This window comes from Cupriavidus sp. GW823-FHT07B10 (assembly GCF_058794355.1).
Window position 1 is genome coordinate 132,468 of record NZ_JBXAGS010000010.1, and the last position, 18,992, is coordinate 151,459.

Genomic DNA, 18,992 nt, shown 5'->3' on the forward strand with positions numbered 1-18,992 from the left:
GACATGTCATGACAATTACCAAGCACTCTTTCGCGGCGTCGCGCCGTTCAGCGTTGATCCTGGGCATCGCGGCGCTCGGCCTCGGCACGTTGACCGCGACGGCAGCCTGGGCTCAGACCACCTGGCCGACCAAGCCGGTTACCCTGCTGGTCGGCTTCCCGCCCGGGGGGCAAACCGACTTCGCGGGACGTGCGCTGCTCAACGGCCTGCAGAGTTCGCTCGGCCAGTCGTTCGTCATCGACAACAAGGCCGGCGTGAACGGCAATATCGCCTCCGTGGAGGTAATGCGCGCGGCGCCGGACGGGAACAAGCTGCTGGTAGGCAACGGCTCGATGACGATCATGCCGCACGTCTACACCAAGCTCGGCATCGTCGACCCGCAGAAGCTCACGCCGATCGGCGTGATGCTGCAATCTCCGCTGGTCCTCGTCGTGCCCGCCAGCTCGCCCATCAAGACCTACGCGCAGTTCGTCGAGGAGGTGAAGGCGCGGGACAAGTCGGGCAAGACCATCGACTATGGCTCGGGTGGCACCGGCGCACTGCCGCATGTCACGATGGAACTGCTGCGCGAGCGCATGGGCGGCCCGAAGATGAACCATGTGCCTTACAAGGGCAGCAGCCCGGCGATGGTCGACCTGATGGCCGGACGCCTGGATGCGATGTTCGACGCGACCTCGGTCGTCGCGCCCTTCATCAAGTCGGGCCAGCTGCGGCCGCTGATGGTAACCGGACCCAAGCGCGTGGCAATGATCCCGGATGTGCCGACGGCCACCGAGAGCGGCATCAAGGACTTCACCATCATCTCGTTCATCGGACTGTACGGGCCACCGGGCCTGAGCCCTGACATCGTCAAGAAGGCCAACGGCGCCCTGAATACGGCGCTGAAGGACCCGGCAGTCGTCAAGAGCATCGTCGACCGCGGCGACGAGCCCGGCGGCGGCACGCCCGAGCAGCTCGCAACCCTGACCCGCACCCACTACAAGATGTGGGGTGATGTGGTAAGGACAAACAACATCTCGGCCGATTAAGACAGCACAGGCGTAGACGAGAGCGTGCAAAGGATTGAATGAACGCGCCCCCGCCCCCACGAAGCGGGCGGCAGTTCCATTCAGATCTGGGAAGCGAGGCATGTCGAGGTTAATCCGGTGACACAATCGCTTCGCTCTCGTGGAACAAAGGAAAGGTGTCATTATCGATACTGCTCGATTCTTGTACTTTCGGGCTAAGCCTCACAAGGATGTCCCACCCCGAATTCCGCGACGGATTCCGTCGCCCGCCCGACCGTAAGCTCGCCCGCCTCCTCGTGGTACGCCCCTCCGCTGCCACGGGGATCTCCTCACAGCGCCGCACTCAGCACCGGCACCGACACGTTTTCGGGCAGCAACGTCGGCACATGCGTCCGGCCATCGATCCAGGCGTCGACCATGTCGGCCCACTCCTGCAGCATGTGGCGCCGCTGATCTGCGTACTCGGCCTTGTTGTAGACCGAGCGCGAGGAACGTCCCTCCTCGTGCGCCAGACACTTCTCTATCCAGTCGCGCTTGAAGCCCACCTCGTTGAGCAGCGTCGAGCCGGTGCGGCGCAGGTCGTGGACGGTGAACGGCTCCAGCGGCAATCCCGCGGCCTTGGCCCGCTCGGCCACGATCTGTGTCACCCGGTTCAAGGTTGCCTTCGACATGCAGCGGTCGGCGTCATAGCGTGACGGCAGTACAAATTTGGAGCCTGCCGCGCAGGTGTGCAACGCCACGAAGATGTCGAGCGCTTGGCGCGATAGAAAGACGACATGCGGATTGCGCCCCTTCATCCGTTGCTTCGGGATCGTCCAGGTCGCGTTCTCGAAATCGACCTCGCTCCAGGTCGCCTCGATCAGCTCACTCTTGCGCACCAGCGTCAAGAGGATCAGGCGCAGTGCCAGCCGGATGGTCGGATAGGTCGCCACGGACTCCACCTGCCGCGTCATTAGCCGGATCTCTAACGGCGACAAGGCGCGATCCTTCGGCACGAAAGTCGCAATCGACGCCGCACCCACGTCGTCAGCCGGGTTGTTCACCTTCCCTCCAGGCAAAATGGCGAAGGCATAGACCTGCTTCACGATGTCGCGGATGTGGACCGCTGTGGCGGGCGCACCGCGTGCCTTCACCTTGTTACACAAGGCACGCAGGTCATCAGCGGTGATTTCATTGAGCAGCCTGTTCTGAAAGGCCGCGAAGATGTCCCGATCGACGATGCTCTTGCGCATCGCCCGTGTGCTGTCGGCCATCCGCGCATCGGCGAGCCACCGGGCAGTCATGTCGCCGAAGCTCTTGGCGGCGGTCAGCCGGCGTTTCTCGCGCTGCTTCTCCTGCGCCGGGGATTTGCCCTGGGTGACGGCCTTCTTGGCGTCAAGCAGCTTTTCGCGGGCAAGGGCCAGCGAGATACCGGCCGGCCCATAGCGGCCGATGGTCAGCGTTTCCCGCCGCCCGTTGAGACGGTAATCGTAGCGGAAGGTGACGGTACCGGTGGGTGATACCGTCACGTACATGCCGTCGCGGTCAAAAGCCTTATAAGTCTTGGACTTAGGCTTGAGATTCCGCAGTGCGGTGTCGGTAAGCATCGAGGTTTTTCCTCCTGTTCATGACGGCTTTTACCGTCAGGGGTCAGGAGACCTGCTGATGCCCGGAAAGCCGCATAAAACAAGCTTTCCTCAGGAGACTTTTACCGTCAAAGACCGATTTGGTCCAGATAGTAAACGGGAGGATCTAAATCCGGCCTCCGAGTTCTGCCGCCACTTCTACCGCCAACTTGTTCCGCTGGCCGGCGATAGCCACCGATAGGTACCGCAACGTATTTCTTTTAAAATCAACACGTTACTGCGACTTTTCGATAGTTAGCAATAGTCCCCGAAGAACCCCGTTTCACTCCCACTCAATCGTCGCCGGCGGTTTCCCCGACACGTCATACACAACCCGGTTCAGGCCACGTACTTCGTTAATGATCCGGTTAGAGCAACGGCCCAGCAGCGCATACGGCAGGTGCGCCCAGTGCGCGGTCATGAAATCGGTGGTCTGCACCGCGCGCAGCGCCACGACGTAGTCGTAGGTGCGGCCGTCGCCCATCACGCCCACGGACTTGACCGGCAGGAACACGGCGAAGGCCTGGCTGGTCAGGTCGTACCAGCTCTTGCCGACCAGGTCCGGCTCGCACAGGCCCGCGGCGGCGTCCTGTTCGGTGGCGATGGTCTTGCGCAGTTCTTCGATGAAGATGGCATCGGCGCGGCGCAGCAGGTCGGCGTAGTCGCGCTTGACCTCGCCCAGGATGCGCACGCCCAGGCCCGGGCCCGGGAACGGGTGGCGGTAGACCATTTCCGGCGGCAGGCCCAGGGCCACGCCGAGCTCGCGCACTTCGTCCTTGAACAGGTCGCGCAGCGGCTCGAGCAGCTTCAGGCCCAGCGTTTCCGGCAGGCCGCCGACGTTGTGGTGGCTCTTGATGGTGGTGGCCTTCTTGGTCTTGGTGCCACCCGACTCCACCACGTCCGGATAGATCGTGCCCTGCGCCAGCCACTTTGCATTGGACAGCTTCCTGGCCTCGGCCTGGAACACTTCCACGAACTCGCGGCCGATGATCTTGCGCTTCTGCTCGGGATCGGTCACGCCGGCCAGGTGGCCGAGGAACTGTTCGGAGGCGTCGATATGCACGACCTTGGCGTGCAGGCGGCCGACAAACATTTCCATCACCAGCTTGCCTTCGTCCTGGCGCAGCAGGCCGTGGTCGACGAACACGCAGGTGAGCTGATCGCCAATGGCGCGGTGGATCAGCGCCGCGGCCACCGACGAGTCGACGCCGCCGGACAGGCCCAGGATGACCTCTTCATCGCCGACCTGCTCGCGAATCTTGGCGACGGCTTCCTCGATATGGTCGCGCATGACCCAGTCAGGCTTGCAGCCGGCGATGCCGAGCACGAAGCGCTCCAGCATCTGGCGGCCCTTGGCGGTATGCGTGACCTCGGGGTGGAACTGCACCGCGTAGTAGCCGCGCGCCTCGTCGGCCATGCCGGCGATCGGGCAGCTGGGGGTGGAGGCCATCAGCTTGAAGCCCGGCGGCAGCCCGGCAACCTTGTCGCCGTGGCTCATCCAGACCTTGAGCATGCCATGGCCTTCCGGCGTGCGGAAATCCTCGATGTCCTTGAGCAGGTTGGTGTGGCCATGGGCGCGCACCTCGGCGTAGCCGAATTCGCGGTGGTCGCTCCACTCGACCTTGCCGCCCAGCTGCACGGCCATGGTCTGCATGCCGTAGCAGATGCCCAGCACCGGCACGCCCAGGTCCCACACGGCCTGCGGCGCGCGCAGCTGGTGGTCTTCATAGGTGCTGGCGTGGCTGCCGGACAGGATGATGGCCTTGGGGGCGAACTCGCGGACGAAGTCGTCGGAGACGTCGTTCGGGTGGATCTCGCAATAGACGTGCGCCTCGCGGACGCGGCGGGCGATCAGCTGCGTGACCTGCGAGCCGAAATCAAGAATGAGGATTTTGTCGTGCATGATGGGCCGATGGCGTGTCTTCCGGGATGGGCTCGGTCACGACTTCCGTGCCGGGGCCATAGCCCGGCGGCGGCGTGATGACCGGCTCGCGCCGGTATTCTGGGGTATTCGTTGGGCGCGCCGCGGGGGCGACGCCGGGTTCCTTGCGGACTTCCTTCTTGTGTTCCTGTTCCTGCAGCGCACGCTCGGCCTTCAGCTGCCTTTCGCGGTTGCGCACGCGCCTGGAAGCGGGAATCTGCACCAGCGCAAAAAACGCCAGCACCACTGCCATCACCGGCAGCCAGATCTTGCCCGCGCCGACCAGCGGCAGTTCCATGAACACCATCCAGGCAATGATCAGCACTGCGCTGGCCAGGTTCACATAGCCGGCCGTGCGCGCCACTGGCACCGTCAGCTGGCCGTTGAACGTTGCCTGCCACAACAGCGCGGCCAGGCCGACCAGTGCCACGCCCAGCAGCTGCCCGAACAGGGCCGGTTGCGGCTGCGGCAACTGCAGCGCCGCATACAGCGTGGTGAACGGGGACATCAACAGCAGGATGCCCAGCATCAAATCCACCAGGGCATCAAAAAACAGCACGGCTCGCAGCAATACCTTCATTGGCGCTCCTCGTCATGGGCCCGGCCGATGGTGCGGCCGGCGGGTGCGGCCCACGTTCAGGCAACACCGGCTTGGCGAGCGGCCGGCCGGATGGCATTCCGGTCAGGCGAAGGCGCCGCCCGCGGCAATGCGCCCTCGCCCCGACGATCTTGCGGCCGCGCACCGCCGCGAGGCGGCGGGCGCAGCCGCTGCGCGTCAGTCGATATGGTAGTTCGGCGCTTCCTTGGTGATCTGCACGTCGTGCACGTGCGATTCACGCATGCCGGCTGCCGTGATCTGGACGAACTGGGCGCTCTCGTGCCAGTCGGCAATCGACTTGCTGCCGCAATAGCCCATCGAGGCACGCACGCCGCCGGTCAGCTGGTGGATGATCGCCATCACCGAGCCCTTGTACGGCACGCGGCCTTCGATGCCTTCCGGCACCAGCTTGTCGACGTTGGCGGTGTTGTCTTCCTGAAAGTAGCGGTCTGCCGCGCCATCCTTCATCGCACCCACCGAACCCATACCGCGGTAGCTCTTGAACGAACGGCCCTGGAACAGGAAGGTTTCGCCCGGCGCTTCCTCGGTACCCGAGAACATGCCGCCCATCATCACGGTGTGGGCGCCGGCCGCCAGGGCCTTGGCCACATCGCCGGAATAGCGCACGCCGCCGTCAGCGATCAGCGGCACGCCGGTGCCCTTGAGGGCCTCGGCCACGTTGGAAACCGCCGTGATCTGGGGCACGCCCACGCCGGCAACAATACGCGTGGTGCAGATCGAGCCCGGGCCGATGCCGACCTTGACGCCGTCGGCGCCATGCTCGACCAGCGCACGCGCGGCATCGCCGGTGGCGATATTGCCGCCAACCACCTGCACCTGCGGGAAGTTCTGCTTGACCCAGCGCACGCGGTCCAGCACGCCCTGGCTATGGCCGTGCGCCGTATCCACCACAATCACATCGACGCCGGCCTTGACCAGCAGTTCGACGCGCTCGTCGTTGTCCGGACCCACGCCGACCGCGGCGCCTACGCGCAGCTGGCCGCGCTCGTCCTTGCTGGCGAGCGGATTGTCCACTGCCTTCTGGATATCCTTCACCGTGATCAGGCCGCGCAGCTCGAAAGCCTGGTTGACCACCAGCACGCGCTCAAGGCGGTGGCGGTTCATCAGGCGCTTGGCTTCTTCCAGTGTCGCGCCTTCGGCCACGGTCACCAGCTTTTCGCGGGGCGTCATCTTGGCGCGCACCGGGGCGTCGAGCTCTTCCTCGAAGCGCAGGTCGCGGTTGGTGATGATGCCGACCACGGCCTTGCCTTCCAGCACCGGGAAGCCGGAAATGCCATGTTGCTGCGACAGCGCGATCACATCGCGGACCTTCATGTCCGGCGAAATGGTGATCGGATCACGCAGCACGCCCGACTCATAGCGCTTCACGCGCGCGACTTCGCGGGCCTGGTCGGCGGGCTTCAGGTTCTTGTGGACGATGCCGATACCGCCGGCCTGCGCCATGGAAATCGCCAGGCGGGCTTCCGTCACTGTGTCCATCGCCGCGGATACCAGCGGGATGTTCAGTTCAATGGAGCGGGTCAGGCTGGTGCGGAGGGAGACATCCCGGGGAAGAACGGCCGAATAGGCCGGGACGAGCAGCACGTCATCGAATGTGAGTGCTTTCTGGACAAGACGCATAGCAAATCCTCTAGGCGCAAAACCGAATTATACAGGAATGCGCGCTTTGCTGATGCACTGCAATGGGCTTTCCTGGAAGCGGTCTGCTATGCTCGTCGTCCTTTTATTCGGGCGAACGCGAAGCATGGGAATCGGCGTATTGTGCGGGCTGCTGGCAGGCGCCTTCTGGGGCATGGTCTTTATCGCCCCCAAGCTGCTGCCCGTGTTCTCGCCGTGGGAGCTGGCCATCGGCCGCTACCTGGCCTACGGCCTGGTCGCCTTCGTGGCCGCGCTGCCGCTGATGAAGCGCATCGCGCGCAAGCTGACCCGGGCGGACTGCGTGGCGCTGCTGCGCCAGGCCTTCACCGGCAACCTGCTCTACTACGTGCTGCTGGCCTTCGGCGTGCAGCTCGCCGGGGTGGGCCCCACCTCCCTGATCATCGGCATCCTGCCGATCTCGGTCACCATCATGGGCCGGCGCGACCACGGCGCCGTGCCGCTGTCGCGGCTGATGTGGCCGCTGCTGGTGGTGGCCGCCGGCATCGCCTGCATCAATATCGACCTGTTCGGCGGCGGCCAGAGCGCCCACGCGGCGGCAGCCGGTGCGGCAATCCGGCCGGTCTGGCAGAAACTGGCCGGGGTCTGCTGCGCGGCCGGCGCGCTGGTCTGCTGGACGCTCTACGCGGTCGATAACGCACGCTACCTGCAGCGCAACCCGCACTACAGCGGCAATGAATGGTCGGCGCTGTACGGGTTGTCGACCGGCGCGGTGTCGGCGGTGCTGGCCGTGATCGGCTGGGTGCTGGCGGGCGACACGCTGACCGCGGGCGACAGCGGCCGTGACTGGCAGTGGTTCTGGATGGTCAATGCCGCAGTGGCGCTGGGTGCGTCGCTGATTGGCAACAACCTGTGGAACATCGCCAGCCGGCGCCTGCCGCTGACGCTGTCGGGCCAGATGATCGTGTTCGAGACGCTGTTCGCGCTGGCCTACGGCTTTGTCTTCGACCACCGCTGGCCGCGGCCGCTGGAAATCGCCGCCATTGTGTTGCTGATGGTCGGCGTGGCCTGGTCGGTGCGCTTGCACGCCACCGACAAGTCTGCGTAGACTAGCGAACGATGGCGCGGGGGTCACACGCGCCACGAACAACAGCTTTACCAGGGTCAAACCGGCGCTACGCACCTGATACCGGGCGGGCGCCAAGCCATCGCCGCGGCTGTCCTGCCGCGGCATCGCCATGCGCGCAGCCGGCGGCCCAGCACGATTCCAGCCGCACCAGTTACTTCCGAGTCACTTTAAGACGCCTCGCCATGAAACGATCGTCCGCGCTGTGCCTGCTTGCCGCCGCCACTCTCGCCGTTCCCGTCCAGGCCCTTGCCTACTGGCAATGGCGCGACGCCAACGGCCGCATGGTCTACAGCGACGTGCCGCCGTCAGCGGCGGCAGCCAGGGTGCTGCGTGCCCCGGGCCGCTTTGCCGGCGAGCTCCAGCCGGTGGAGGCCGCCAATGCCGGGGCGCCCGCCCCTGCCCCTGCCCCGGCTCCGGCCAAGGCCTCGGCCAAGCCCGCCGCGGCCCCGGCGCCGACCCCCGAAGAAGCCTTCCAGAAGCGCCGCGAGGCCAGCCTGAAAGCCGCTACCGAAGAGGCCCGCAAGGAAAGCGAGGCGGCCGAGCGCGAGGCCCGCTGCGCGCAGCTGCGCAACTACGCCAACGGCCTGCAGCAAGGCATGCGCGCCGCGGTGGCGGGTCCGGACGGTTCGCTGCAACACCTGAACAGCGACCAACGCCAGGCCGAGGTGCTCAAGACCAACGCCAGCCTCGAGAAGAACTGCAGCTGAAACCAAAGAAAAACGGGGCGCATCGGCCCCGTTTGCATGCCTGGCAGGCTCGGCTCAGCCGCTGCCGCGCAACCACTTCTGGCCTTCGCGCGTGCCGCCCGCGCGCTGCTTCTGCACCCGCTTGCGGCGCGCCTGCTTGGGATCGGCGGTCAAGGGCCGGTAAACCTCCACGCGGTCGCCTTCGCGCACCACCGTCTCCGGCGTCTTGAGCTTGCCGAAGATGCCCACCCGCATGGTCGACGGGTCCACCTCCGGACAGGCCTGCTGCAGCCCGGAGCCGACTATGGCCGCGGCAATCGTGGTGCCGGCTGGCACGTCGATCTCCTTCAGGAAGACGCTATCGGGCCGCGCATAGCAGACCGCGATATGCACCGTCCCCGCGCCGGCGTCAGTTGGCGACATAGACCACCTCGGCCCGCTTGACGAAGGCGTCGACAAAGGTATTGGCAATCATGCTGAAGACCGGGCCGATGATTTTTTCCAGCAGCAGGCTGGAAAACTCATAGTGCAGGTGGAATTCGATCTTGCAGGCGTCTTCGCGCAGGGGCGTAAAGCGCCATGCGCCGTTGAAGGTCTTGAACGGCCCGTCGGCAAAGGTCATGTCGATACGGGTGGGGCGCTCCTGCGTATTGCGGGTGTGGAAGAACTGCTGGATCCCCTTGAAGTGGATATGGATCTTGGCGTCGAGCATGGTATCGGTCTGCTCGAACACCTCCACGCCACCGCACCATGGAAGGAACTTGGGATAGTCCTCCACGCGCGTGACCAGGTCGTACATCTGCGCGGCCGAGTAGCCGAGCAGTACGGATTTATGGACGTCTGCCATGTATGGGAAAATCTGGCTTGCGGCCATGCCGCACGCTGTGCGCGGCAGGCATGCGCCTGTGCCGGGGCTGGTTTGCTAGAATTCGGATTTTAGCCGACACGCGCGCCCCGCGGCATCCTGCCATGTGGCGCCGCAGCGAAACGGCTGAATTCCACCCTACCGCACCCCACCCGCACGCATGACCATTGCAGATAACAAAAAGGCCTTCTTCGATTACTTCATCGAGGAGCGCTATGAGGCCGGGATCGTGCTGGAAGGCTGGGAGGTCAAGGCAATCCGCGCCGGGCGGGTGCAGATCAAGGAGGGCTACGTGGTGGTGCGCGACGCCGAGATGTTCCTGATCGGCGCCCATATCAGTCCGCTGCAAAGCGCCTCCACCCACGTCAATCCCGACCCGGTGCGCACCCGCAAGCTGCTGCTCAAGGCCGACGAGATCAAGAAGCTGATCGGCAAGGTCGAGCAGCGCGGCTACACGCTGGTCCCGCTGAACCTGCACTACACGCGCGGCCGCGTCAAATGCGAGATCGGCCTGGCCAAGGGCAAGAAGCAGTTCGACAAGCGCGAGACCGAGAAACAGCGCGACTGGCAGCGCGAGAAGGCCCGCATCATGAAGGGCGACGCCAAGGACTGAGCCCCGGCGCCGCGCTGCCGCGGCGTGTCCGTCAGCCCCTTCAGGCAGCCTTCTGCTGCCCCTTCACGATCTGCAGGGCGGCCGCGATCATGCTGCTCATGTCGCCCATATTGCCCGGCACGATCAGCGTATTGCCCTGCTTGGCCAGGTTGCCGAACGCGGCCACGTATTCCTCGGCCACCTTCAGGTTGACCGCATCCATGCCACCTTCGGTGCGGATCGCATTGCCGATCTTCTGGATCGCCTGCGCGTTGGCCTCGGCCACCGCCAGGATCGCGCTCGCCTCGCCCTGGGCCGTGTTGATGGCGGCCTGCCGCTCGCCCTCTGACTTCTGGATCGCCGCCTCGCGCGCGCCCGTGGCCAGGTTGATCTGCTCCTGGCGCTTGCCCTCCGACGCCGCGATCAGCGCGCGCTTTTCACGTTCGGCGGTAATCTGCGCCTGCATCGCGTGCAGGATCTCCTTGGGCGGGGTCAGGTCCTTGATCTCGTAGCGCAGCACCTTGACGCCCCAGTTGGATGCGGCCTCGTCCAGCGCGTTGACCACGCTGTGGTTGATGAACTCGCGCTCCTCGAAGGTCTTGTCGAGCTCCAGCTTGCCGATCACCGAGCGCAGCGTGGTCTGCGACAGCTGCGTGATCGCCACCACGAAGTTGCTCGATCCATACGATGCCTTCATCGGGTCCGTGACCTGGAAGTACAGCACGCCATCGACCTGCAGCTGGGTGTTGTCCTTGGTGATGCAGACCTGGCTGGGCACGTCCAGCGGGATTTCCTTGAGCACGTGCTTGTAGGCGACGCGGTCGACGAACGGCACCACGATCGACAGCCCCGGCGTCAGCGTCGCGTGATAGCGGCCCAGGCGCTCGAGCACCCAGGCATGCTGCTGCGGCACGATCTTGATGCCCTTGGCAATCAGCACGATAACGGCAATGAGGATGATCAGCGGCAACAAACCAAGCTGAAATGCGAGCATGTAACGACCCTCCAGACAGAAGACAGCAGTACGGAGCCGCCAGGCGGCGGCAGACGGATCGCAGCGCGACAATTGCCGCGCTGCGCAATAAGACAGGGTTTCAGCGGGGAGACACGACCAGGGTGCTGCCGCGCACCGCGACGATGCGGTGGCGTCCTGGTGCGGCGGCACAGTTGGGCGCCAGCTCCACGGTCCAGTCGGCGCCGCGGTACGGCACGCGGGCGCGCCCGTTGGCGTCCCAGCCGGGCACGTCCAGCTCCTGGCCGATATCGATATTGACGTTGGGATCGGCGGCGGCGTTGCCGCGCCGCAGCTTGCCAAAGCGGGTGCGGCGCAGGCCGGCGATCAGCACCGCAGCGACCAGCGCCGCCACCAGCGTCTGCGCGGCCGGCGACAATCCCAGCAAGGCCCCCACGCCGCCGGCGGCCAGCCCCACCGCCACCATCAGCAGGTAGAAGGTGCCGGTGTTCATCTCGATGATCACCAGCGCGACCGCTGCCACGAACCAGATGTAGTACGCCATCCAAGCTCCCGTTCGTCCAGATACATCCCGAAAAGTAAAAACCCCGCAGCGCCTTTCAGCGTCTGCGGGGCAGTAGCAACACCTGACGCAGGGCCGGTGCCTGCCGGCTGCCAGAAGGCGCCGGCAATGTCGTTATTGTGACGTCAAATGCTTCAGGAAGCCAGCTTTTGCCAGGTCTCGACCACCGAGTCCGGGTTCAGCGAGATCGACTTGATGCCTTCCTTGGCCAGCCATTCGGCAAAGTCCGGATGGTCCGAAGGGCCCTGGCCGCAGATGCCGACGTACTTGTCCAGGCGGAGGCAGGCCTCGATGGCGCGCGACAGCATGAACCGCACTGCCGGATCGCGTTCGTCGAAGTCCTTGGCCAGCAGCTCCATGCCGGAGTCGCGGTCCAGGCCCAGCGTGAGCTGGGTCAGGTCGTTCGAGCCGATCGAGAAGCCGTCGAAGTACTGCAGGAACTCTTCGGCCAGGATCGCATTCGACGGCACTTCGCACATCATGATGACGCGCAGGCCGTTCTCACCCCGCTTCAGGCCGTGCTTGGCCAGCAGCTCGATGACCTTCTCGGCCTGGCCCAGCGTACGCACGAACGGCACCATGATCTCGACGTTGGTCAGGCCCATTTCGTCACGCACGCGCTTCATGGCCTTGCATTCCATCTCGAACGCTTCGGCAAAGTCGTCGGCGATGTAGCGCGAGGCGCCGCGGAAGCCCAGCATCGGGTTTTCCTCGTCCGGCTCGTAGCGCGAACCGCCGATCAGCTTCTTGTACTCGTTGGACTTGAAGTCCGACAGGCGCACGATCACGGGCTTCGGGTAGAAGGCCGCGCCGATGGTGGCGATGCCCTCGGCCAGCTTGTCGACGTAGAACGCGCGCGGGCTGGCATGGCCGCGGGCCACGCTTTCCACGGCCTTCTTCAGGTCGGCATCGACTTGCGGGTAGTCGAGGATGGCCTTCGGGTGGACGCCGATGTTGTTGTTGATGATGAATTCCAGGCGGGCCAGGCCGACGCCGCAGTTCGGGATCTGCGCGAAGTCGAACGCCAGCTGCGGGTTGCCCACGTTCATCATCAGCTTGACATCGATTTCCGGCATGTCGCCACGCTGGACTTCGGTCACTTCGGTTTCCAGCAGGCCGTCGTAGATGCGGCCTTCGTCGCCTTCGGCGCACGATACCGTCACCAGCGTGCCGTCCTTGAGGATGTCGGTGGCATCGCCGCAGCCGACCACGGCCGGCACGCCCAGTTCACGCGCGATGATGGCCGCGTGGCAGGTACGGCCGCCACGGTTGGTGACGATGGCCGAGGCGCGCTTCATCACCGGCTCCCAGTTCGGGTCGGTCATGTCAGCCACCAGCACGTCGCCGGGCTGCACGCGTTCCATCTCGGACGGGTCGTTGATCACGCGCACCGGGCCGGTGCCGATCTTCTGGCCGATGGCGCGGCCGCTGGTCAGCACGGGAGCGGTGCCCTTGAGCTTGAAGCGCAGCTCAGCCTTGCCGGCGGACTGGCTCTTCACCGTTTCCGGGCGGGCCTGCAGGATGTAGATCTTGCCATCCTTGCCGTCCTTGCCCCACTCGATGTCCATCGGGCGGCCATAGTGCTTCTCGATGATCATCGCGTAGCGGGACAGCTCGGTCACGTCCTCGTCGCTGATCGAGTAGCGGTTGCGCAGTTCGCCCGGCACGTCGACGGTCTTCACGCGGCCGGCTTCGCCCGGCTTGGTGAATTCCATCTTGATCAGCTTGGAGCCGATCGAGCGGCGGATGATCGGGTACTTGCCGGCCTGCAGCGTCGGCTTGAAGACGTAGAACTCGTCCGGGTTGACCGCGCCCTGCACCACCGTTTCGCCCAGGCCGTAGCTGGAGGTGATGAAGACCACGTCGGGGAAGCCGGATTCGGTGTCGATGGTGAACATCACGCCCGAAGCGGCCAGGTCCGAACGGACCATGCGCTGGATACCGGCGGACAGTGCCACCACGTCATGGGCAAAGCCCTTGTGCACGCGGTAGGAAATGGCGCGGTCGTTGTACAGCGACGCAAACACGTGCTTGATCTTGTCGAGCACGTCGTCGATGCCGCTGACGTTCAGGTAGGACTCCTGCTGGCCGGCGAACGAGGCGTCGGGCAGGTCTTCGGCGGTGGCCGACGAACGCACGGCGAACGAGGCCTCGGCGCCTTCGCGCTCGGCCACGCGGGCGTAGGATTCACGGATTTCCTGTTCCAGGCGCGGCTGGAACGGCGCGGAGGCGACCCACTCGCGGATCTCGGCACCGGCCTCGGCCAGCGCCTTGACGTCGTCGACGTTCAGGGTCTTCAGGCGCTGGGAAATGCGCTCGGTCAGGTTGTTGTGGGCAAGGAAGTCGCGGAAGGCGAGCGCGGTGGTGGCAAAGCCGCCGGGAACCCGGACGCCGGCCTCCGCCAGCTGGGAGATCATCTCGCCCAGCGACGAATTCTTACCGCCGACGATTTCCACGTCAGCCATGCGCAACTGCTCGAACGGCAACACGTAGGCGCCGTTATCTGCCTGGTTAGTCATGAGAGCCTCAAAACAAAGTAGAAAACTTGTCGCGCATGTCCGGTATGTTCTTGGAGTTCTGTTCCCGGACTGATCGCTTGGCTAAGCAACCCCGAACTGGCGCTGCGGACCTGGCGCTACGGCTCTCATCGCGTAGCGCAGATTGTCGACAATTCCGGGCCCGGATTGTTCCATGGACAGGCACCCTGCGGAATTGCTTAGCGAAAAGATCGCCGCTATTCTACCGTGCTGCGCCGCACTTTTCTGCGGAAGATTGAATCTATTTATTTATTGCGCCATCCCCATGTCCCTGCCAGAAGCGCCCGGAACGGCGACGCCCGGGTCCCAGCCTGGAACGCAGCCTGAATCCCCCTCCGCTCCCGCGCCCCAGGCCAGCGAGCGCCCTGCGGTCCGCACCGTGTTCATCGTCTCGGATGGCACCGGCATCACGGCGGAGACGTTCAGCCACTCCATCCTGGCCCAGTTCGAGATGCGCTTCCGCAAGGTGCGCATGCCCTTCGTCGATACCCCGGAAAAGGCACATATCGCCGTCGGCAAGATCAATGAGGCATTCCACAACGAAGGCGTGCCGCCCATCGTCTTCACCACCCTGGTCAACCAGGAAGCGAACAAGGCACTGCGCCGCGCCAAGGCGATGATCCTGGACATGTTCCAGACCTTCATCGAGCCGCTTGAGAAAGAACTGGGGCTGAAGTCGACTCACGCCATCGGCCGCTTCCACCAGAACGCTGACACAGAGGCTTACAAAAACCGGATCGAGGCGATCAACTTCTCGCTGGCGCATGATGACGGCCAGTCACACAAGAACCTGGAAGAAGCCGATGTGATCCTGGTGGGCGTATCGCGCAGCGGCAAGACCCCGACCAGCCTCTACCTGGCCATGCAATACGGGCTGAAGGCGGCCAATTACCCGCTGATCCCCGACGATTTCGAGCGCGGCCGGCTGCCGTCGGCGTTGTATGCGTTCAAGCCGAAGATCTTCGGCCTGTCGATCGATCCGCAGCGCCTGACCGAGATCCGCAACGAGCGCCGCCCCGGCAGCAAGTATGCGGCGCTGGAAAACTGCCGCTACGAGGTCAACGAGGCCGAGGCGATGATGCGGCGCGAAGGGATCAAATGGCTCTCTTCCACGCACAAATCGATTGAAGAGATCGCGACCACGATCCTGCAGGAGATCAAGGTCGATCGCGACAACTACTAAGAAAAAAGCGGCCATTCAGGCCGCTTTTTTTCTTGCGCTGCCGGCGCAGCCTCAGGCGGCGCGCCGCTGGCGCACTGCCTCGAACAGGCAGATGGCGGTCGCCGCCGCGACATTCAGTGATTCCAGCCCGCCCGGTTGCGGGATGCCCACCTTGCGCGTGACATGCGCCATCCAGCCGTCGCTGACCCCTGCCCCCTCGTTGCCAACCACCCAGGCCACCGGCCCGCGCAGATCGGTATCGAATACCGCGGCATCGGCGTGCGACGAAGTCGCCAGCAGCGGTACCGCGAGGCGCGGCGCCAGCGACTCAAGCGTGCAGTGCTCGACGATATTCAGGTGAAAGTTGGCACCCATGCCGGCACGCAGCGTCTTGACCGACCAGGCAAAGGCACAGCCGGTGGCAAGGAAGGCATGCTGGATGCCGGCGGCGGCGGCGCTGCGCAGGATTGAGCCGACATTGCCGGCATCCTGCACCCCGTCCAGGATGATGCAGTCTTGTTCGATTCGCGCCGGCAGGTGGCCGACCGGCGTCTCGATCACCAGCATCAGGTCGATGCCATTGACCACGCCACTGATCTGCGTGAACAGTGCATCGGCCAGCACCACCACGCGCTCGGCCTCGATCAGCGCCAGCACCGGCGCCACCTCGGCATGGTCGTAGTGCCGTTCCGACACCACGCAGGTGACGGGCTGGCCGCGCGCGGCCACATAGGCCTGCGCCAGGTGGACGCCGTCGAGCAGCGACTGCCCTGCCTTGCGGCGCTGGTGCGTGGAAGTGGCCAGGGCCTTCAGATGCTTGAACAGCGCGTTGTCGCGCGAGGTGACGTGCTTCACGATGCGGAGATGGTCTGGGTGCCCTTCACTGCGCGGCCGTGACGGATACCGTCGCGACAGGCTCGATGACTTCCGCGGTGGCGGGCATGGCGGTGAACATGGGCAGCCGGGCCAGCGCCTCGCGCACCGGCGCAAACGAACGGCGGTGGTGCGGCGTGGCGCCGAACTCAGCCAGCGCAGCCAGATGCTGCGGCGTGCCATAGCCGACGTGCGAATCGAAGCCGTACTGCGGATAGCGCTCGTGCAGCACTCTCAGCTCGCGGTCGCGCGCCACCTTGGCCAGGATCGACGCGGCCGAGATCGCCTTGACCAGCGCATCGCCCTGGACAATGGCTTCCACCGGGAACGGCACCTGCGGGCAACGATTGCCATCGACCTGCACCAGATCCGGCACGATGCCGCTGGCGGCCAGCCCCTGCACGGCACGCTGCATTGCCAGCATGCTCGCGTGCAGGATGTTGAGCGTATCGATCTCCTCGACCGTGGCAAAGGCGATATGCCAGCCCAGCGCGCGTTCGCAGATCTTTTCGTAGAGCTGCTCGCGCTTGGCGGCAGTCAGGATCTTGGAGTCGGCCAACCCGCGAATCGGACGCTTCGGGTCCAGTATCACCGCGGCGGCATAGACCGGCCCGGCCAGCGGGCCGCGGCCCGCTTCGTCAACGCCGCACAGGCGCTGCACGGCGGCAGCGGCCGGGGCGAGATCGAGGCCCATCTGGGGAGAAGCGGCATTGCGGCGCGCCATCAGACGGTCCCCCGGCTGTGCATCAGATCCACCACTACATCGGCGGCCAGTTGCGCGGTATTGCACTTCAGCGTCTCGTGCATGCGGGTGAAATGCTCGTAGAGGAAGGCGGTGTTGCCCTCGTCGTTGAGCTGCAGCAGCGTTTCGCGGGCCAGCGCCTCGGGCGTGGCATCGTCCTGCAGCAGTTCCGGCACGACGAAGCGCCCTGAAAGGATATTAGGCAATCCCACGTACGGGAGGTAACCCTGCCGCTTCATGATCTGCGCGGTCAGCCAGGGCACCTTGTACGAGATCACCATGGGCTTCTTGTACAGCGCCGCTTCCAGCGTGGCGGTGCCGCTGGCCAGCAGCACCACGTCGGCCGCCTCCATCGCCTGGTGCGACTTGCCGTCGACGATGGTCAGGCGCAGTTCTGGATACTGCGCGTGCAGTTCCTCGACGATGCCGCGCAGCTGCGCGCTCGCCACCGGCAGCACGAACGCCAGGTTCGGGTCCATGCGCTGCATGCGAGCCATGGCGGCAAAGAAGGTGGCGCCGAGGTTGCGCACTTCGGACTGGCGGCTGCCCGGCAGCACGGCGACGATGCGGTGCCCGGCCGGCAGGCCGAGTTCGGCGCGCGCGCCGGCGACGTCGGGCACCATCGGGATCACGTCAGCCAGCGGATGGCCCACGTAGGTGGCCGGGATTCCGGCCTTGGCGTAGATCTCCGGCTCGAACGGGAACAGGCACAGGATGTGGTCCACCGCGCGCGCGATGGTGCGGATGCGCCCGCCGCGCCAGGCCCAGATCGACGGGCTGACAAAATGCACCACCGGGATGCCGGCACGGCGCAGCGGCACTTCCAGGCCGAAATTGAAGTCCGGGGCGTCAACCCCGATAAAGCATTGCGGCGGATTGGCCAGCAGCCAGTCGCGCACCGCGCGCCGCGTGGCCAGGATCTCGCGCAGCGAGCCCAAGACCTCGACATAGCCGTTGACCGACAGTGTTTCCATCGGCCAGCGCGAGGTGAAGCCCTGCGCCATCATGCGCTTGCCGCCGATGCCGGCGTACTCGACCGTATCGCCCAGGCGGGACTGCAGCCCGCCCATCATCAACGATGCCAGCAGGTCGCCCGAGGCCTCGCCGGCCACCATGGCGATGGTGCCGCGCTTGCCCGCGGCGCTACCGTTGCCTGTGGACAAGCCACCCCGAATTGCGGCGTCGACCATTGCGGTCCGGTCTCAGCGTACGATGCCGCGCTGGGTGGCGGCAAGGAAGTCGACGAACGCGCGCAGCGGCGCCGCAGTGCCGGCATCGGATTGGCCCAGCAAGGCGGTGATCTCATTGCGCGCCTCATCGAAGCTGAGGTCGGACTTGTAAAGCAGCTTGTAGGCCTGGCGCAGCGCGGCGATCTGGCCCGCGTCGAAGCCGCGGCGGCGCAGCCCCTCGACGTTGACGCCGTGCGGCGTAGCCTTGTTGCCGCTCTTGTCGCTCGCGGCGATCACGAACGGCGGCACGTCCTGCACCAGCGCCGAGGCGCCGCCCAGCATCGCATGGGCGCCGATGCGCACGAACTGGTGCACGCCGCTCATGCCGCCCAGGATCGCCCAGTCGCCCACTTCAACGTGGCCGGCGATCTGCGCGTTGCTGGAAAACACGGTGTGGTTGCCGACCGTGCAGTCATGCGCGATATGCACGTAGGCCATGATCCAGTTGTCGTTGCCGAGGCTGGTCAGGCCGCGGTCCTGCACCGTGCCGGTGTGGATCGTGGTGAATTCGCGGATGGTGTTGCGGTCGCCGATCTCGAGCCGGGTCGGCTCGTTGCGGTACTTCATGTCCTGCGGCACGCCGCCGACCGATGCATAAGGACCGATCGTGTTGCCCTCGCCGATCGTGGTGTAACCCTCGACCGTCGTATGCGAGCCGACCCGGGTGCCGCTACCGATCCGCACGTTGGGGCCGACGATGGAGAACGGGCCGACGGTCACGTCGGATGCCAGCTCTGCTTTCGGGTCGACCAGCGCGGTGGGGTGGATTTGCGTCATACGTCCTGTCCTGTGGTGTGTCTGGTGAAGGATGGGCCAATGCGCGCGGCAAAGGTTCCCGTCCGGGCCGCTTGCCCCCGCTGCACGGGGGCACGGCAGTCAGCCGGCGGCGCTGCCG

18 protein-coding genes are annotated in these 18,992 nt (G+C 65.4%); 5 read left to right on the forward strand and 13 right to left on the reverse strand.

What is annotated here, in order from left to right:
- The first annotated feature begins 8 nt into the window (after positions 1 to 8).
- Entirely contained in the window at positions 9 to 1,028 is a 1,020-nt protein-coding gene (locus AC1Q6V_RS21155) for a Bug family tripartite tricarboxylate transporter substrate binding protein (RefSeq protein ID WP_010809572.1), read from the forward strand.
- Positions 1,029 to 1,336: 308 nt separating this feature from the next.
- On the opposite strand, the gene AC1Q6V_RS21160 is transcribed toward AC1Q6V_RS21155, so the two are convergent.
- The 4 genes from AC1Q6V_RS21160 to guaB form a co-directional block, all read right to left on the reverse strand.
- Entirely contained in the window at positions 1,337 to 2,593 is a 1,257-nt protein-coding gene (locus tag AC1Q6V_RS21160) for a tyrosine-type recombinase/integrase (protein ID WP_439670616.1), read from the reverse strand.
- A 301-nt stretch (positions 2,594 to 2,894) separates the two neighbouring features.
- Positions 2,895 to 4,514, reverse strand: a complete 1,620-nt coding sequence (guaA, locus tag AC1Q6V_RS21165; RefSeq protein WP_439667963.1) for a glutamine-hydrolyzing GMP synthase — start codon at positions 4,512 to 4,514, stop codon at positions 2,895 to 2,897.
- Positions 4,489 to 5,112 carry a membrane protein gene (locus tag AC1Q6V_RS21170; protein ID WP_010809575.1) on the reverse strand — a complete coding sequence of 208 codons (624 nt, stop codon included), beginning with the start codon at positions 5,110 to 5,112 and terminating at the stop codon, positions 4,489 to 4,491. Before AC1Q6V_RS21170 ends, guaA begins: the two co-directional genes overlap by 26 nt.
- Before the next feature lie 195 nt (positions 5,113 to 5,307).
- On the reverse strand, positions 5,308 to 6,771 hold the full coding sequence (gene guaB / locus AC1Q6V_RS21175) for an IMP dehydrogenase (protein WP_010809576.1): 1,464 nt from the start codon (positions 6,769 to 6,771) through the stop codon (positions 5,308 to 5,310).
- 124 nt (positions 6,772 to 6,895) lie between these two features.
- On the opposite strand from guaB, the gene AC1Q6V_RS21180 reads away from it, so the two are divergent.
- Positions 6,896 to 7,855: a DMT family transporter gene (locus AC1Q6V_RS21180; RefSeq protein ID WP_041687398.1), complete on the forward strand. Its 960-nt coding sequence runs from the start codon at positions 6,896 to 6,898 to the stop codon at positions 7,853 to 7,855.
- Positions 7,856 to 8,058: 203 nt separating this feature from the next.
- Positions 8,059 to 8,583, forward strand: coding sequence for a DUF4124 domain-containing protein (locus AC1Q6V_RS21185; protein WP_011615466.1), 525 nt, complete (start codon positions 8,059 to 8,061; stop codon positions 8,581 to 8,583).
- Positions 8,584 to 8,637: 54 nt separating this feature from the next.
- Here the strand turns inward: AC1Q6V_RS21185 and AC1Q6V_RS21190 are convergent, their stop codons facing one another.
- Positions 8,638 to 8,985, reverse strand: coding sequence for an RnfH family protein (locus tag AC1Q6V_RS21190; RefSeq protein WP_010809579.1), 348 nt, complete (start codon positions 8,983 to 8,985; stop codon positions 8,638 to 8,640).
- Positions 8,972 to 9,409: a type II toxin-antitoxin system RatA family toxin gene (locus AC1Q6V_RS21195; protein ID WP_010809580.1), complete on the reverse strand. Its 438-nt coding sequence runs from the start codon at positions 9,407 to 9,409 to the stop codon at positions 8,972 to 8,974. The genes AC1Q6V_RS21190 and AC1Q6V_RS21195 overlap by 14 nt, the downstream gene beginning before the upstream one ends.
- 178 nt (positions 9,410 to 9,587) lie before the next feature.
- Here AC1Q6V_RS21195 and smpB point away from each other — a divergent pair, with 178 nt between their 5' ends.
- Entirely contained in the window at positions 9,588 to 10,040 is a 453-nt protein-coding gene (gene smpB, locus AC1Q6V_RS21200; protein ID WP_010809581.1) for an SsrA-binding protein SmpB, read from the forward strand.
- Between the two features lie 40 nt (positions 10,041 to 10,080).
- On the opposite strand, the gene AC1Q6V_RS21205 is transcribed toward smpB, so the two are convergent.
- The 3 genes from AC1Q6V_RS21205 to ppsA all read right to left on the reverse strand — a co-directional run bounded on the left by AC1Q6V_RS21205 (position 10,081) and on the right by ppsA (position 14,073).
- Positions 10,081 to 11,013 (reverse strand): SPFH domain-containing protein, encoded by a 933-nt coding sequence (locus tag AC1Q6V_RS21205; RefSeq protein WP_010809582.1) that lies wholly within the window; start codon positions 11,011 to 11,013, stop codon positions 10,081 to 10,083.
- 100 nt (positions 11,014 to 11,113) lie between these two features.
- On the reverse strand, positions 11,114 to 11,536 hold the full coding sequence (locus tag AC1Q6V_RS21210) for an NfeD family protein (RefSeq protein WP_010809583.1): 423 nt from the start codon (positions 11,534 to 11,536) through the stop codon (positions 11,114 to 11,116).
- Positions 11,537 to 11,688: 152 nt separating this feature from the next.
- Positions 11,689 to 14,073: a phosphoenolpyruvate synthase gene (gene ppsA, locus AC1Q6V_RS21215; protein WP_010809584.1), complete on the reverse strand. Its 2,385-nt coding sequence runs from the start codon at positions 14,071 to 14,073 to the stop codon at positions 11,689 to 11,691.
- A 397-nt stretch (positions 14,074 to 14,470) separates the two neighbouring features.
- Here ppsA and ppsR point away from each other — a divergent pair, with 397 nt between their 5' ends.
- Positions 14,471 to 15,274, forward strand: coding sequence for a posphoenolpyruvate synthetase regulatory kinase/phosphorylase PpsR (gene ppsR / locus AC1Q6V_RS21220; RefSeq protein ID WP_010809585.1), 804 nt, complete (start codon positions 14,471 to 14,473; stop codon positions 15,272 to 15,274).
- A 51-nt stretch (positions 15,275 to 15,325) separates the two neighbouring features.
- On the opposite strand, the gene AC1Q6V_RS21225 is transcribed toward ppsR, so the two are convergent.
- The 4 genes from AC1Q6V_RS21225 to lpxA form a co-directional block, all read right to left on the reverse strand.
- Positions 15,326 to 16,108: a TrmH family RNA methyltransferase gene (locus AC1Q6V_RS21225; protein WP_010809586.1), complete on the reverse strand. Its 783-nt coding sequence runs from the start codon at positions 16,106 to 16,108 to the stop codon at positions 15,326 to 15,328.
- Positions 16,109 to 16,133: 25 nt separating this feature from the next.
- Positions 16,134 to 16,820: a ribonuclease HII gene (gene rnhB, locus AC1Q6V_RS21230; RefSeq protein WP_234788224.1), complete on the reverse strand. Its 687-nt coding sequence runs from the start codon at positions 16,818 to 16,820 to the stop codon at positions 16,134 to 16,136.
- Positions 16,821 to 16,849: 29 nt separating this feature from the next.
- The gene (lpxB, locus tag AC1Q6V_RS21235) at positions 16,850 to 17,983 is read right to left on the reverse strand and encodes a lipid-A-disaccharide synthase (protein ID WP_371258342.1); all 1,134 of its coding nucleotides are present in this window, start codon (positions 17,981 to 17,983) and stop codon (positions 16,850 to 16,852) included.
- Between the two features lie 87 nt (positions 17,984 to 18,070).
- Positions 18,071 to 18,874, reverse strand: coding sequence for an acyl-ACP--UDP-N-acetylglucosamine O-acyltransferase (lpxA, locus tag AC1Q6V_RS21240; protein ID WP_010809589.1), 804 nt, complete (start codon positions 18,872 to 18,874; stop codon positions 18,071 to 18,073).
- Positions 18,875 to 18,992 lie beyond the last annotated feature (118 nt).

What these genes read in the sequence shown, in the direction of transcription:
- AC1Q6V_RS21155 (WP_010809572.1), top strand. Translation starts at nt 9, where the DNA reads ATGACAATTACCAAGCACTCTTTCGCGGCGTCGCGCCGTTCAGCGTTG.
- ppsA (WP_010809584.1), bottom strand. Translation starts at nt 14,073, where the DNA reads ATGACTAACCAGGCAGATAACGGCGCCTACGTGTTGCCGTTCGAGCAG.
- smpB (WP_010809581.1), top strand. Translation starts at nt 9,588, where the DNA reads ATGACCATTGCAGATAACAAAAAGGCCTTCTTCGATTACTTCATCGAG.
- lpxB (WP_371258342.1), bottom strand. Translation starts at nt 17,983, where the DNA reads ATGGTGGCCGGCGAGGCCTCGGGCGACCTGCTGGCATCGTTGATGATG.
- AC1Q6V_RS21180 (WP_041687398.1), top strand. Translation starts at nt 6,896, where the DNA reads ATGGGAATCGGCGTATTGTGCGGGCTGCTGGCAGGCGCCTTCTGGGGC.
- guaA (WP_439667963.1), bottom strand. Translation starts at nt 4,514, where the DNA reads ATGCACGACAAAATCCTCATTCTTGATTTCGGCTCGCAGGTCACGCAG.
- AC1Q6V_RS21190 (WP_010809579.1), bottom strand. Translation starts at nt 8,985, where the DNA reads ATGTCGCCAACTGACGCCGGCGCGGGGACGGTGCATATCGCGGTCTGC.
- AC1Q6V_RS21170 (WP_010809575.1), bottom strand. Translation starts at nt 5,112, where the DNA reads ATGAAGGTATTGCTGCGAGCCGTGCTGTTTTTTGATGCCCTGGTGGAT.
- AC1Q6V_RS21210 (WP_010809583.1), bottom strand. Translation starts at nt 11,536, where the DNA reads ATGGCGTACTACATCTGGTTCGTGGCAGCGGTCGCGCTGGTGATCATC.
- guaB (WP_010809576.1), bottom strand. Translation starts at nt 6,771, where the DNA reads ATGCGTCTTGTCCAGAAAGCACTCACATTCGATGACGTGCTGCTCGTC.
- lpxA (WP_010809589.1), bottom strand. Translation starts at nt 18,874, where the DNA reads ATGACGCAAATCCACCCCACCGCGCTGGTCGACCCGAAAGCAGAGCTG.
- AC1Q6V_RS21195 (WP_010809580.1), bottom strand. Translation starts at nt 9,409, where the DNA reads ATGGCAGACGTCCATAAATCCGTACTGCTCGGCTACTCGGCCGCGCAG.
- rnhB (WP_234788224.1), bottom strand. Translation starts at nt 16,820, where the DNA reads ATGGGCCTCGATCTCGCCCCGGCCGCTGCCGCCGTGCAGCGCCTGTGC.
- AC1Q6V_RS21160 (WP_439670616.1), bottom strand. Translation starts at nt 2,593, where the DNA reads ATGCTTACCGACACCGCACTGCGGAATCTCAAGCCTAAGTCCAAGACT.
- AC1Q6V_RS21205 (WP_010809582.1), bottom strand. Translation starts at nt 11,013, where the DNA reads ATGCTCGCATTTCAGCTTGGTTTGTTGCCGCTGATCATCCTCATTGCC.
- AC1Q6V_RS21185 (WP_011615466.1), top strand. Translation starts at nt 8,059, where the DNA reads ATGAAACGATCGTCCGCGCTGTGCCTGCTTGCCGCCGCCACTCTCGCC.